Source organism: Bacillus sp. Au-Bac7 (assembly GCF_021341655.1).
Classification (GTDB): domain Bacteria; phylum Bacillota; class Bacilli; order Bacillales; family Cytobacillaceae; genus Niallia.
This window is the reverse complement of record NZ_JAJTTG010000002.1, coordinates 664,074-678,639: the sequence shown is the minus strand read 5'-3', so window position 1 is coordinate 678,639 and position 14,566 is coordinate 664,074. Positions and strand designations below refer to the sequence as shown.

Below are 14,566 nucleotides of genomic sequence, written 5' to 3'. Positions count from 1 at the left end.
GAAAATCCGCCTAGTTTTTAGAAAGCTAAGCGGATTCTTTTTGCATTTATTAAGTTGAGATTTAAAGGGACCTTTCCTGCTGAAGCTTATAAGGTATACAAGAATTTCTTTGGATAATCTCCGTATTGACAAGGCTTTGAGTAGCGCCAATATTAGCATTGGCAAGGTATGTGACTAGTTTTTCCACAGCTGATTTAGCCAGAATATCTTTTCTTACCTGAATCGTTGTGAGTTCAGGGCTTATAATGTTTGCTTCGTATATGTTATCAAAGCCCATGATTGATACTTGTTCTGGTACTTTGATGCCAAGCTCATGCAGTGTTTTAATAGTACTAATGGCCATATAATCATTTTCACAAAAGAAGGCAGAAGGAAGGCTCTTCAAGTTTGAAATAGCTTTTTTTAAGCTCTCTTGTGCCAAGACTTGCATAGGCGGCACTTCGAACACATTAGCTTCCCTCAGACTAAGGCCATGCTTGTCCAATGCTTGCAGAAAACCAGCCTCTCTTCGTGAAAAGTTATATATACGCATATTTGATTTAATAAAGCCAATTTCTCGGTGTCCTAGATTATACAGAAATTCTCCAGCTTGGTATCCGCCGAGAAAGTTATTAATGGAAACAAAACTCGTATTTGATGCTTCAAAAAGAGTATCCAATACAACGATGTTAGGATGCACAGATCTGGCTTCTTCAATCTTCTCTAATGTTAAGTCTGTTCCCAGTAAAAGAATCCCTGCTGATTCTTGCTCTGTTTCCAATTGGGACAAGTCATCCGCCAATTGATGGATATCAATAGAAGAGATAGCTAATGTAAATCCATTTTCCCTTACGATATCTGTTAAATAATTCAGCAGTTCACTAAAGAAGGGCTGGGAATCGTATTGTTCCGTAATTACTTCTGTGTTTTTACAAGCAACAAAGCGGATAATATGATTTTTCTTTAGTGGCGTTTCATTTCTTTTTTTTACGGATCTAGGTTTATAACCATATTGCGAAGCTGTCTTCAAGATATGATCTTTTGTTTGCTGACTGATGCCGGGTTTATTATTAAAAGCCAAGGAAACAGCTGTTTTAGAAACACCGGCTAATCTTGCAATATCATCTATTTTCAATCGTATTCCTCCTATATTTCTCATCGTAACTTAATTATATCACTTTTACTCTGTTTAGTTTAGTGGATTTAGTTTAGTATAGTTTAGTAAATTTATGTGAAGAATACTGAAAAATACATTGACGTTAAAGGATGGTGGTGTTAATATCTAATTGTGAAGCGGATACATTTAATAAAGTTTATATAAACTTAACTAAAATTATTATTTTTAATTTAGGAGGTTAAGAAAAATATGACCATAAAAATCAATAAACAGGAAAAGACTTTTATAAAAAATAATAAACCATTTTTTTATTTAGCTGACACCGTATGGAGTGCTTTTACAAATGCAACATTGGAAGAATGGGAGGACTACCTCAGCTACCGTAAAAAGCAAGGGTTTAATGTACTCCAAATCAATATGTTAAGACAGTGGGATGCAAGTGGATCAAATCTGAATCTGCATCCATTTAAACAAATGGAAGATGGCACATATGATTACGGCTCAATGGACATAGAGTATTTTGACCGAGCTGAAGTTATGCTGGAAATGGCAGTCAAACATGGTTTTACCCCAGCACTTGTACTATTATGGTGCAATTATGTACCAGACACTTGGGCAGACATGTTTCAAGCTGATAACAAAATGCCGCTTGAAAATGTTGAGCCATACGTCGAGTATGTAGTGCAAAGATATGCTAAATTCTCACCGATTTATTTAGTTAGCGGTGATTCGAATTTCCCAACAGAGCGATCTATTGCTTACTATGAAAAAGCTTTGGAAACAGTGAAAAGAATCAGTCCTGAAAGTGTAACAACTCTTCATATTCAAGGAAGGCTCAGAGAGATACCGGATGTCTTTACAGAAGGACGTGATTTGGATTTTTATATGTACCAATCAGGACATAATTCTCAATTTCAGCCCACTGCCTATGAAATTGCTGAATATTTGTACGAGAGTTCAGAAGGAAGACCTGTTGTTAACGGGGAGCCATGTTATGAAGAAATCAGCTACAGCCGTAATATATATGGAAGATTTACAAGATTTGATGTCAGAAAAGCTGCTTGGCAAAGCGTGCTTGCAGGCGGAGCTTCGGGAATAACTTATGGAGCACATGGTATTTGGAGCTGGCATAAAAAAGGACAAAGCTTCGGAATCGTTGAAGGGGAAGGGTTTGACACACCATATGATTGGCGAGATGCCTTAAAGTTTGAAGGAGCATGGGATTATTCCTTCTTGAAATACTTAATGGAATTGTATTGTCTGCATGGTTTAAAACCGTTGGATATTATTAAAGACAAATCAAAAGAAATTAGAGCTGCTGGGAATGAAGATACGATTGTAATCTATATGCCTGTTAATACGAAATTGAAGCTTGAGCTTGACAGCAGTGATTATGCATTCACTACTATCGACTTAGTCAATAGAAGATTTAGTCAAACAGAAGTAGTAGCATCAGAAGAGGCGAACACAATAATCCCTTTACACGATTTTACAAATGATGTCCTGATAATAGGAACACGAAACAACTAGAATTATAGAAAGCTAGAGGTGTCTTAAGATGTGGAAAGTTGGAATTATAGGGGCTGGTTATTGGTCTGAAAAGCATGTAAGAGCATGGCAGTCCATTGAAACGGTTCAAATTAACGGATTTTGCGATAAAAATGCGGAACTGTTAAAGGAAAAAGGCGAATTGTTTCATATTCCGAGTGAAAACCTGTATCTGGATATCATTAATATGATGGAAAATGCAGATATAGATGTAATTGATATTGTGACGCCTCCTGAGACGCACTTAGAACTTGTGAAGCTGGCAGCAAAGGCTGGAAAGCATATCATGTGCCAAAAGCCGTTCGCTAATACATTAGAAGAAGCAGAAGAAATGGTGAAAATAGCAAATGAGGCAGGAGTGCGTTTAATGGTTACGGAAAACTGGCGCTGGCTAGAGCCTTTCCAAATTATGAAAAGCATGTTGGCTGAAAACATTGCAGGAATAGTTCAAACAGTGCGCTACATCCATACAGATTGGTATTCACCAAGGTTTTTACCTGAAAAAAACCTGCCTCAGCCATTCTTTCGCGATATGCCAAAGCTGTTATTTTTTGAGATGGGTGTACATTGGTTTGATACGTGGAGATTTTTGTTTGGGGAACCAAAACGCCTCTATGCAGAAACGAAACAAATTAGTCCGTTTATAGAAGGGGAGGATACCGGTTTAATTATGTTGGGCTATGATGACTTCTTCGGCTATATGGATATGAGCTGGGCGACTAGAAGAGATTTAGAAGCCGAAGTGCCAGAACAAGTATTGCCTGATCATAAAGAGCAATTAATTATTGAAGGAGATAAAGCTACCATTAAGCTGTATAACAATGGCAGAATATCTATTATCGATAATAAAGGTGCGGAGAAGACATATATAGAATCAACTGAGCTCAATTATATTGAAAGTCATAAAAAGCTGCATGCTCACTTCATTGAATGCTTAAATGAAGGAACAGATTTCCAAACAAGCGGGGAAGATAATTTAAAAACGTTACAGCTTGTATTTGGCACATATGAAAGCAGCCAGAATAAGCAAGTGATTCATTTTTAACATCTGCTATGATCATAAATACATTATTGATGATTATTATTGCTCTGCTGTTTTTTGTAGGAGCTTTAGACTACAGCTTTGGCAATCGTTTCGGCATTGGAGCGAAATTTTATGAAGGTATACAAACAATGGGATCTTTGGCAATAGTCATGATTGGAATTGTCTCATTAGCCCCGCTGCTGGCTGATGCCCTGATCCCGATTATCACACCGATTTACAGCTTTATCGGTGCAGATCCTGCATCTTTTGCCAATACAATCCTTGCTGTTGACATGGGAGGATATTCATTAGCGCAAGAAATGGCTTTAAATGAACAAGCAGGCCTTTTTTCCTCTGTCTTTCTTGGCACAACCTTTGGCTCAACATTAGTGTTTACTATTCCAGTTGCGCTTGAAATTGTCAGAAAAGACGATTATGAATTTTTTTCAAAGGGCATTCTGATTGGAATTGCAGCAATTCCCTTTGGATGCATCGTAGGTGGAGTTGTAGGAGGATTTGATTGGGCAATTATTGTTTATAATCTTATTATTCCTATCGGATTATCTATATTAATCATTATTGGGTTACAGCTCTTTCCGAAACAGACAGTCGTCCTTTTTCGTTTATTTGGAAAAATGATAAGTGTTATGTCTATAATAGGTCTGGCATTTATCGGAATACAAACAATTACTGGCTTTACGATATTGCCTAATTTAGTTCCTTTGTCAGAGTCGATTTTAATTGTCGGTAAGATAGCGATTATTCTTGCGGGGGCTTTTCCGCTCGTCCACATTTTAACAGTTCTGCTAAAGCGGCCGTTGGTCAAGTTAGGAAGAGTATTGTCTGTTGATACTAATACAACAGGTGGAATGATCGCCTCCTTAGCACATAATATTCCGATGTTTATGATCGTCAAAGATATGGAGCCAAGGGGAAAAATCATATCGATTGCTTTTGCGGTAAGTGCTTCTTTTGTTCTGGGAGGGCATTTAGGATTTATCGCCAGCATCAATCAGAAAATGATCGTGCCAATGATAGTTGCAAAATTAGCAGGGGGAATAATCGCTGTTATCATTGCTTGTGTAACTACAAGAAATCTTACGGAAAAAAGAGGGAACTAGAGCAAAATGCTCTTTCTTTCTAAGAAATAAGAAAGCGTATTCAGTGTATTAATATAGGGGAGTGATTACGAATGAACCATAAAAAAACGGCAGAAGAAGTTTTAAAGTCAGTTGGGGGAAAAGATAATGTAAACAGTGTCATACATTGTGTGACACGGCTGCGTTTTAAGTTAAAGGATACTAATCTGCCAGATAAAGAGGAAATTAAACAAATAGATGGAGTTATTACAGTAGTGGAAAGCGGAGGACAATTCCAAGTAGTTATTGGAAATGAAGTTCCCCATGTCTATAAAGAAGTGACCGCACTTATGGGCGGCGAAGCAGCAGCTTCTGCTCAAAGTGATGAAAAAGAAGAGAAGGGCAATTTGTTTAACCGGTTTGTTGATATGATATCTGGTATTTTTATGCCAGTTGTTGGTGTTATGGCTGCAGTAGGTATATTAAAAGGGCTATTATCTTTATTTACATCACTTGGCTGGCTGACAGACCAAATGGGAACATATAAAGTTCTGTATGCGACATCAGATGCACTATTTTATTTCCTTCCTATTATTTTAGGTTTTTCAGCAGGTAAAAAGTTTAATGGTAATCCTTATTTAGCAGCAGTACTGGGGGCCGTTTTAGTATACCCTACATTTACTACAGCTGTTAATGATGGCACGGAACTCAGCTTTTTGCAGATTCCTATTACATTAATTAACTATACATCTTCTGTATTGCCAATTATTATTGGAGCGTTTATTTTAGCAAAAATAGAACATCTTCTTAAGAAGGTAGTTCATAACTCAATCAGCATGTTTATTGTGCCATTAGTGGCAATTGTTGTTGCATCGCCCCTAGTTTTTCTAGTAGTAGGCCCAATTTCTACAACTATTAGTGACTTTTTAGCAAAAGGGGCAATGAGTGTTTATGATTTAAGTCCGTTAGTTGCCGGATTTATTTTAGCAGGAGTATGGCAAATTCTAATTATTTTTGGATTGCATTGGGCATTTATTCCGATTTTACTAAACAACATTACTGCAAATGGCTTTGATCCAATTAACGGAATGTTATTCTGTACAACATTTGCACAAACCGGTGCAGCGTTTGCTGTTGCACTAAAAACAAAGGACAAGAAATTGAAACCAACAGCAACATCTGCAACAATAGCAGGTATTATGGGTGTAACAGAACCAGTTATTTATGGTGTAACATTGCCAACGAAAACTCCATTTATTTTAGGCTCTATCAGTGCAGCTATCTCAGGGGCTATTGCTGGATCAATGGGATCCACTGTATATGGATTTGCTTTAGGCGGTATTTTTGGAATTCCATTGTTTATTAGTCCTGACGGCATTAATCAAGGCTTTTTCGGATTTTTAATCTCCATCGTCCTTGCATTCGTATTAGCATTTATTCTGACTTATTTATTCGGATATAAAGAAAACAGTAAAGTTAACACTAAGGAACAGCCAGCGGCAGAGCCGAAAGAAAAACAAGAAAAAAACACTAATATTTTTAGTCCATTGAATGGTGAATTAGTACCGCTTTCATCTGTCCCTGACGAAGTATTTGCTGGCGGGTTAATGGGAAAAGGGGCTGCAATAATACCAGCAGCTGGTATCGTCAAGGCACCTTTTGATGGGAAAATAGTTACGGTGATGGCATCCAAGCATGCGATTGGTTTGCAATCAGATACAGGAGCAGAGCTGTTAATCCATGTAGGTATTGATACTGTCAGCTTAGAAGGAAAATACTTTACTTTAAACCTAAAAGAAGGGGATTATTTCAGCAAGGGTGATGTTCTTTTAGAATTCGAAATAGAAAAAATTAAGGAAGCTGGTTTGAATACAATTACACCTATTATTGTTACAAATTCTACTGACTATCGTGAAATTTTAGTTGTTGATAGTCAGTCGGTTATAACAGGTGAGCAGATTCTATCTGTAAATAAGTGAGGTATAGATTTTAGGAAGTAACTCTGTAAAAAAAAGCTGTACTTTTTCGTTAGCAGCACTAGGTAATTTGATGACCTAACTAGTGAGATTATCCTTTTTGTTGCAAACATCTTGTTCCTTGGAGTAAACATATTTGAATCAGGCTGTCGAGATATCTCTCGATGGCCTGATTTTTTTGTCTGCAATACCGAAAAGAATCCTCTTAGATAATAAAAAACCCCTTCCTATGAAGGGGTTCAACCGACTATTTATCCTCTCTAATTACGAATAAGACACCTATAAGAATTAGGAAGGAGCCAATCCAAAACATAATGCCAATCCTCTCACCAAGCAGAAGCCAGCCTAGTAATGTTCCGACAACTGGTTGGAAAAAGAAGTAGATACCGCCGCTTGAAGCATTCAGCATTTGTAAGCCGCGATTCCATAGCAGAAATCCGCCTGCTGTTGAGATAACTCCTAAATATAAGAGACCTCCCCAAATAGTAGGGTGAGTAAGTTCAGAAAAGTTGATTGCAAACAGACGCGGTAAAACAAACGGCGTCAGCAATACTAGCGCCACCAATGTGGCGTATGTTGTGACAACTATTTGTGAGTAATCACTTGGCACACGTTTTACGAGAACGGACATTAATGCCCATGTTAAGGCGGCGATTACAAGTGATACACCGCCAAGTGTGTTTGACACACTCATATTTCCGATTCCAACAATTAATACCACTCCAACTGTAGCTAAACAAACAGAAATTGCCTTTTTTATAGTCAAGCGTTCTTTAAGAATAAGGCGTGCGAATATAACCATAAAGGCTGGTGTCGAGGATGTAATAATCGCACCCATTTGGGCAGTCGACAGCATAGTACCCGTTTCTTGAGCAACAATGGAAATGGTATTGCCGATTATGCCAATTGCTATAATTAACAGGATATAACGTTTTTCAATTCTCCACTTCTGTTTTGTAAGTAATCCGATTAAAAGAAGTGCAAGAATGGCGACCATATAGCGCATCCATACTAATTCTAGGGGAGGTATAACCGCTACGACCACTTTCACAACAACATACATACCGCCCCAAATACTGGATGCTAATATTAAATATAATGAACCTAATAAGGTGTTTTTCATTTATATATTCCCTCCGATTATTATTCAGGTCAATAAATGCCCTAACGGAGAGATGCAGCCATCACATCCATTAGAAGCAGGAGGATGCTGCTGGTACATCATTTTCAAACAATGGCTTGCAAAACATATTTATCACCTCGGTAAATTTTGTTTAATTATAGCGAACCAATCTATATGAATAAGAACTTCTTAATTTACTAGATTTTCACAGTAGAGAATCTAGTTAAATAATGATGAACGCCATCTTCATCGCAAGTGAATTCTGTTACATCATCAACAATTTGCTTAATTGGCTCAGCTGCATTTTTCATTGCTACTGCAAAGCTGACAAACTCAAACATAGGCAAATCATTATAACTGTCACCGATAGCCAATATATTTTCTTCCGGTAATTCGAAATGAGCTAACATTTGTTTAATTCCTGTTGCTTTGTTAACATTTGCGAACATTAATTCAACATTATGACTGGAAGAGGTGGAAGTAGTAAAATCCATTTCTTGTTTTAATTCATGAAGGACTTCCTTCCATTCATTAATATGCTCCTTTGTTCTGGCAAAGAAATAAAACTTCGAAAACATATCTCCTTCAATCTTATCCTTCCAAGCGATTTCTTCTTTAATTGCTTGTTTGCGTGATAGCCACTCATTAATTTCCACATCGTCTGGTTTTGGATCTCTGATTTCATTTACTACATAATCTTTGTCTTCATTTAAAGTAATGCGAGACGCCCCGTATGGAAAAAGCTCATAATATATTTTATTTTGACGTGCTTTTTCAATCACTGTTTTTACTAAATCTATAGACAAGGAATGTTGAAAGATTGGCTTGTCTCCAATATATCCTGCCATTCCATTTGATGTAATAAAGCCATCTACTTGAAAGCCCTCTGGAACTAAATCTGCTATCTCATCGAAAGCTCTTCCAGTAGCAATAAAAACAAAAATGCCTTGGCTTCGTAGATCATCAATTATTTCTTTTGTTTTCATATTTACTTTATTTACAGAAGTTAAAATGGTACCATCCATGTCTAAAAAGATGGCTTTAGGTTTAAATGACACTTTAATTCCCCCTATAAAAGTTTCTTAGCTGTAAGTGGACCGAATATTTTCATATAACGTTATTCTCGTAAGAAGTTTATATTCTTAATTTTTCTTAAAAAAGGCTTGGCGTTCCGTTGTAATCCATTTTTCCAAGTCATCGGAACTGCGCCGTACAAGCCGATTGACAAGAACATCATGCCATACATAATCCTCTAACAAATAAATATGGACAGGGTCATCTGTATAAAAAGCAATGCTGCGCTCCTCAAAAGAAGGACCATAAATCATCTCTTTAGAATCAATCGATAAAATAAACCAATGCTCAGTGGAGGATGTCTCCGTAAAGGACGTAACACGATGTGTTTCTATGTTTTTAAGCGGTTTGTTAACATGTATGGTTATCCCTTTTACTGCCACTCTTTTAGCAGCAGCAGCAAGATAACCCTCCAATGCTGAATACATATCATCCCACATGGAAATAACGATACGATTTTCTGCTTTATTAATTAATGTCTGACAATAGCTAATGATTGTTTGATAATCCTTTAAAGTAATAACCCGATTGTCGACTTCCTTCGCAGACGTTTCAAGTTCTTTTAATGAATCATTAATTACTTCATAAGTTGATTGCCATTCTGACTTAGCTTTTTGCAGAAAAATCTCAACAGGAAGCGGTGAATAGCGAGCAGCCTCATTAATTTCTTCCTTTAAGACAATCCCTTTTTCCACGAGCGTAGTTAAAACATCATAAATTCTTGCCCTTGGAATACCTGATTCTTTGCTAACTTGATAGGCAGTTACAGGGCCTGATTTTACTAAAGATACATAAGCTTTAGCTTCATATTCATTAAAACCAAGTTTTTTGAGCTGCTGTACAATATCGCTCACTTTTCCACGTCCTCCAATTATACATTTTCTATAGTTTAAACGATACAATAACTGTTTACATTTATCAAATATTTAGTTACTATTTGAATAGTGACTAATAGAGGAGCTGTCGATATTGTTTGATTTAGACCCAACGGTATTAATAATTTTGATTGTGTTTGGTTTTTTGGCTGCATTCATTGATTCAGTTGTCGGCGGAGGAGGCTTGATTGCATTACCAGCCCTTTTATTTACAGGAATGAATCCAGCAGCAGCAGTAGCTACTAATAAACTAGCGTCAACAATGGGCTCCTTAACGAGTACATTGATGTTTTATCGCTCCGGCAAGCTTGATTTAAAATCAGTGTATAAATTATTTCCGCTCACCTTTATTGGTTCGATGTTAGGAGCTTGGTGTGTACACTTAATGGATCCGCAAATGCTTAAACCCTTAATGCTGATAATGCTTGCAGCAGTAGCAGTTTATACAATTTTCAAAAAGGATTGGGGCAGCGTTTCTACCCCGAAAAAATTATCATTTCGCCATTATACTATTTTTCTAGCAGCTATTTTTGCAATTGGATTCTACGATGGGTTTTTAGGCCCTGGTACAGGTTCTTTTCTGATCTTTGCTTTTCTGTTGATAGGTTTTGATTTTCTAAAGGCAGCAGGTAATGCAAAGTTTCTGAATTTTGGCAGTAATATTGCTGGCTTGCTAATGTTTATGTTTTTAGGACAAGTGAATTATACATATGGAATAATTATGGGGTTAGCACAGCTTGCAGGAGCTGTCTGCGGCTCAAAATATGCCATAAAAAAAGGCAGCAGTTTTGTTCGCGCGCTGTTTATTACAGTAACCTGTTTATTGTTGGTGAAAAATATCTATGATTATATTAAATAACATTTTGTAGACAATATTAGCTGCCGTTTGGCGGCTTTTTTTGTGAATTTAAAAGTTAAAATAGGAGCTTAGTAGTTTATATGATAAAAAAAGCAAGAAACATCATCAGAGTAAGGATAACAGCTTATCCATCATTTTTTCCTTTTCATAGTATATACGGATAAGTATTTACTTTGAAAGGAGAGAAAAATGAGTTTACTGAATTTAATTACGAACGGTGGATTCGAAACTGGAAACCTGAATGGCTGGGTTACTGGATCTAATTCGACTACTACCAATGTTAACTCTCATTCAGGCACTTATGCAGCTTTGTTGCAGCAAGGAACAATTCCTTCTTATATTGGTCAGTTCGTGCCTGCAGCTACTGGTGATACTTTAGAGCTTATTCTTTCACTTGCGCGCCCCAATAGTCTTCAAGCGCCTGCTGTATTAATTCAAGTCTTCTTTTTTGGACAAAATTTACAGTTGTTAGGAACAGGTGCTTCAAATTTTATACCTCCAAACAGGCTTCCAAATGCTCAAATTAGCACATGGAAGGAAATATATTTAACTACCGGAACAGCCCCGGCAGGAACAACACAGGCATATTTGCTTATAAACGTAATACCTTTAGAAGGCGCTTCTGATGTTTTAGTTGATGATGTAGCATTGTTATCTGCTACTGGAATAATTGGTCCGGCGGGGCCTACTGGTCCAACGGGAGCGACAGGCCCAGCAGGTCCGATCGGAGCAACGGGACCAACAGGAGCGACAGGCCCAGCAGGAGCATCGGGACCAACAGGAGCGACAGGCCCAGCAGGAGTAGCCGGTCCAACAGGAGCCACGGGCCCTGCGGGAGTAGCGGGTCCAACGGGAGCCACGGGCCCAGCGGGAGTAGCGGGTCCAACGGGAGCCACGGGCCCAGCGGGAGTAGCCGGTCCGACGGGAGCAACGGGTCCAGCAGGAGTAGCCGGTCCAACGGGAGCAACGGGTCCAACAGGAGCAACAGGCCCAGCAGGAGCAGTAGGTCCAACAGGAGCGACAGGTCCAGCGGGAGTAGCGGGTCCAACAGGAGCAACAGGTCCAGCGGGAGTAGCCGGTCCGACAGGAGCCACGGGTCCAGCGGGAGCAGCGGGCCCAATAGGAGCCACGGGCCCAGCAGGAGCAGTAGGCCCAACAGGAGCAGCGGGCCCAACAGGAGCAACAGGTCCAGCGGGAATAGCCGGTCCGACAGGAGCGACCGGTCCAGCGGGAGTAGCCGGTCCGACAGGAGCAGCGGGACCAACCGGGGCAACCGGCCCAGCGGGAGTAGCGGGTCCAACGGGAGCCACGGGTCCAGCAGGAGCAGTAGGTCCAACAGGAGCCACGGGCCCAGCGGGAGCAACAGGTCCAGCGGGAATAGCCGGTCCGACAGGAGCGACCGGTCCAGCGGGAGTAGCCGGTCCAACAGGAGCAGCGGGACCAACAGGAGCCACGGGCCCAGCGGGAGCAACAGGTCCAGCGGGAGCAGCGGGACCAACGGGAGCCACGGGACCAGCAGGAGCAGCGGGCCCAACAGGAGCCACGGGCCCAGCGGGAGTAGCGGGTCCAACGGGAGCCACGGGACCAGCAGGAGTAGCGGGCCCAACAGGGGCGACGGGCCCAGCAGGAGCAGTAGGCCCAACCGGGGCAACCGGTCCAGCAGGAGCAGCGGGTCCGACCGGAGCCACGGGCCCAGCAGGAGCAGTAGGTCCAACAGGAGCAACAGGTCCAGCGGGAATAGCCGGTCCGACAGGAGCGACCGGTCCAGCGGGAGTAGCCGGTCCGACAGGAGCAGCGGGACCAACCGGGGCAACGGGCCCAGCAGGAGCAGTAGGCCCAACCGGGGCAACCGGTCCAGCAGGAGCAGCGGGTCCGACCGGAGCAACGGGCCCAGCAGGAGCAGTAGGTCCAACAGGAGCAACAGGTCCAGCGGGAATAGCCGGTCCGACAGGAGCGACCGGTCCAGCGGGAGTAGCGGGACCAACCGGGGCAACAGGCCCAGCGGGAGTAGCCGGTCCAACAGGAGCAACAGGCCCAGCAGGAGCAGTAGGCCCAACGGGAGCCACGGGTACAGCAGGAGCAGCGGGACCAACAGGAGCCACGGGCCCAACCGGGGCAACAGGCCCAGCGGGAATAGCCGGTCCAACAGGAGCAACAGGTCCAGCGGGAGCAGTAGGCCCAACGGGAGCCACGGGTACAGCAGGAGCAGCGGGACCAACAGGAGCCACGGGCCCAGCAGGAGCAGTAGGCCCAACCGGGGCAACCGGTCCAGCAGGAGCAGCGGGTCCGACCGGAGCCACGGGCCCAGCAGGAGCAGTAGGTCCAACAGGAGCAACCGGTCCAGCGGGAATAGCCGGTCCGACCGGAGCCACGGGACCAACCGGGGCAACAGGCCCAGCGGGAGTAGCCGGTCCAACAGGAGCAACAGGCCCAGCAGGAGCAGTAGGCCCAACAGGAGCAACCGGTCCAGCGGGAGTAGCGGGTCCAACAGGAGCCACGGGTCCAGCAGGAGCAGTAGGTCCAACAGGAGCCACGGGTACAGCAGGAGCAGCGGGACCAACAGGAGCCACGGGCCCAGCAGGAGCAGTAGGTCCAACAGGAGCAACGGGTCCAGCAGGAGCAGCGGGACCAACAGGAGCCACGGGCCCAGCAGGAGCAGTAGGTCCAACAGGAGCAACGGGCCCAGCGGGAGCAGCGGGACCAACAGGAGCCACGGGCCCAGCAGGAGCAGTAGGTCCAACAGGAGCCACGGGACCAACCGGGGCAACAGGCCCAGCGGGAATAGCCGGTCCGACAGGAACGACCGGTCCAGCGGGAGTAGCGGGTCCGACAGGAGCAGCGGGACCAACCGGGGCAACCGGCCCAGCGGGAGTAGCCGGTCCAACAGGAGCAACAGGTCCAGCAGGAGCAGCGGGACCAAACGGACCAACCGGGGCAACAGGCCCAGCGGGAGTAGCCGGTCCAACAGGAGCAACAGGCCCAGCAGGAGCAGTAGGTCCAACAGGAGCCACGGGCCCAGCGGGAGTAGCGGGTCCAACGGGAGCAACCGGCCCAGCGGGAGTAGCGGGCCCAACTGGTGCGACAGGCCCAGCAGGAGCAGCGGGTCCGACCGGAGCCACGGGCCCAGCAGGAGCAGTAGGTCCAACAGGAGCCACGGGCCCAGCGGGAGCCACGGGTCCAGCAGGAGTAGCGGGTCCGACAGGAGCAACAGGTCCAGCGGGAGTAGCGGGTCCAACCGGTGCGACAGGCCCAACGGGAGCAACCGGTCCAACCGGTCCAACTGGCCCAGCAGGTACAGCCGGTTTCCCATCTATAGCCGCTCTCACTTTTGATCAGCCAACTACAACGGCAGCAATTCCATTAGGTACAGAAACGACTGTAAATACAGTAAGTATTGCGGTCACAGGTAATAATGAAATAAAGATTGATACTTCACAGCAATTGGCCTTTGTTATTGGCTTGAATTTATCTTACAGCATAAGTTTCAATATTATTATTCGCAGGAATGGTACAGCGATTGCGCAACAGACTGTTACAAGAGCGGGAAGTGTTGGTATTCTTGGAGCTATTGAAAGGTTTAATGATTCGTTCAGCTATGTCGATACTCCTCCTGTTACATCTGGGAATATCGTTTATACAGTGAGCATACAAACAACAACAGCAACAGCAGTAACAACCGTAACTTCTGAAGTAAGATGGCTAAATGTTACTCGCTTCATTCAATAGGATTTTTATTGAGGAATGGGTTTTCCCATTTCTCATCCTTTTTATAATAAATGGTTTATTACATAAGTGCAGATGTCTCAGCAAGTTTGATGTGTATACAATAAGAAAAAATCCATTAGAAAAGTTCTAAAAATAATAAAAAACAAGTAAAACACATCTGAAGAATAGTGTCTTACTTGTATTTCT

The 14,566-nt window shown here is 42.7% G+C and carries 10 protein-coding genes; 6 read left to right on the top strand and 4 right to left on the bottom strand.

Features of this window, described 5'->3' with window-relative positions:
• Window positions 1-61: 61 nt before the first annotated feature.
• Window positions 62-1,114, bottom strand: coding sequence for a LacI family DNA-binding transcriptional regulator (locus tag LXM54_RS12030; protein WP_233315407.1), 1,053 nt, complete (start codon window positions 1,112-1,114; stop codon window positions 62-64).
• 231 nt (window positions 1,115-1,345) lie between these two features.
• Here LXM54_RS12030 and LXM54_RS12025 point away from each other — a divergent pair, with 231 nt between their 5' ends.
• The 4 genes from LXM54_RS12025 to LXM54_RS12010 all read left to right on the top strand — a co-directional run bounded on the left by LXM54_RS12025 (window position 1,346) and on the right by LXM54_RS12010 (window position 6,726).
• Window positions 1,346-2,626: an apiosidase-like domain-containing protein gene (locus tag LXM54_RS12025; RefSeq protein ID WP_233315406.1), complete on the top strand. Its 1,281-nt coding sequence runs from the start codon at window positions 1,346-1,348 to the stop codon at window positions 2,624-2,626.
• 28 nt (window positions 2,627-2,654) lie between these two features.
• The gene (locus LXM54_RS12020) at window positions 2,655-3,689 is read left to right on the top strand and encodes a Gfo/Idh/MocA family protein (RefSeq protein ID WP_233315405.1); all 1,035 of its coding nucleotides are present in this window, start codon (window positions 2,655-2,657) and stop codon (window positions 3,687-3,689) included.
• A 26-nt stretch (window positions 3,690-3,715) separates the two neighbouring features.
• The gene (eutH, locus tag LXM54_RS12015; protein WP_325169568.1) at window positions 3,716-4,789 is read left to right on the top strand and encodes an ethanolamine utilization protein EutH; all 1,074 of its coding nucleotides are present in this window, start codon (window positions 3,716-3,718) and stop codon (window positions 4,787-4,789) included.
• Between the two features lie 71 nt (window positions 4,790-4,860).
• Window positions 4,861-6,726: a beta-glucoside-specific PTS transporter subunit IIABC gene (locus LXM54_RS12010; RefSeq protein WP_233315404.1), complete on the top strand. Its 1,866-nt coding sequence runs from the start codon at window positions 4,861-4,863 to the stop codon at window positions 6,724-6,726.
• Between the two features lie 244 nt (window positions 6,727-6,970).
• Here the strand turns inward: LXM54_RS12010 and LXM54_RS12005 are convergent, their stop codons facing one another.
• The 3 genes from LXM54_RS12005 to LXM54_RS11995 form a co-directional block, all read right to left on the bottom strand.
• Window positions 6,971-7,846: a DMT family transporter gene (locus LXM54_RS12005; protein WP_233315403.1), complete on the bottom strand. Its 876-nt coding sequence runs from the start codon at window positions 7,844-7,846 to the stop codon at window positions 6,971-6,973.
• A gap of 197 nt (window positions 7,847-8,043) precedes the next feature.
• Complete coding sequence (locus LXM54_RS12000; protein ID WP_233315402.1) at window positions 8,044-8,904, bottom strand: HAD family hydrolase; 861 nt, start codon at window positions 8,902-8,904, stop codon at window positions 8,044-8,046.
• Between the two features lie 84 nt (window positions 8,905-8,988).
• Window positions 8,989-9,774 carry a TrmB family transcriptional regulator gene (locus LXM54_RS11995; protein WP_233315401.1) on the bottom strand — a complete coding sequence of 262 codons (786 nt, stop codon included), beginning with the start codon at window positions 9,772-9,774 and terminating at the stop codon, window positions 8,989-8,991.
• Window positions 9,775-9,886: 112 nt separating this feature from the next.
• Here LXM54_RS11995 and LXM54_RS11990 point away from each other — a divergent pair, with 112 nt between their 5' ends.
• Together LXM54_RS11990 and LXM54_RS28270 are read left to right on the top strand one after the other, a co-directional pair.
• Window positions 9,887-10,654 carry a TSUP family transporter gene (locus tag LXM54_RS11990; RefSeq protein WP_233315653.1) on the top strand — a complete coding sequence of 256 codons (768 nt, stop codon included), beginning with the start codon at window positions 9,887-9,889 and terminating at the stop codon, window positions 10,652-10,654.
• A gap of 189 nt (window positions 10,655-10,843) precedes the next feature.
• Window positions 10,844-14,380: an NTTRR-F1 domain gene (locus tag LXM54_RS28270; RefSeq protein WP_325169567.1), complete on the top strand. Its 3,537-nt coding sequence runs from the start codon at window positions 10,844-10,846 to the stop codon at window positions 14,378-14,380.
• Window positions 14,381-14,566 lie beyond the last annotated feature (186 nt).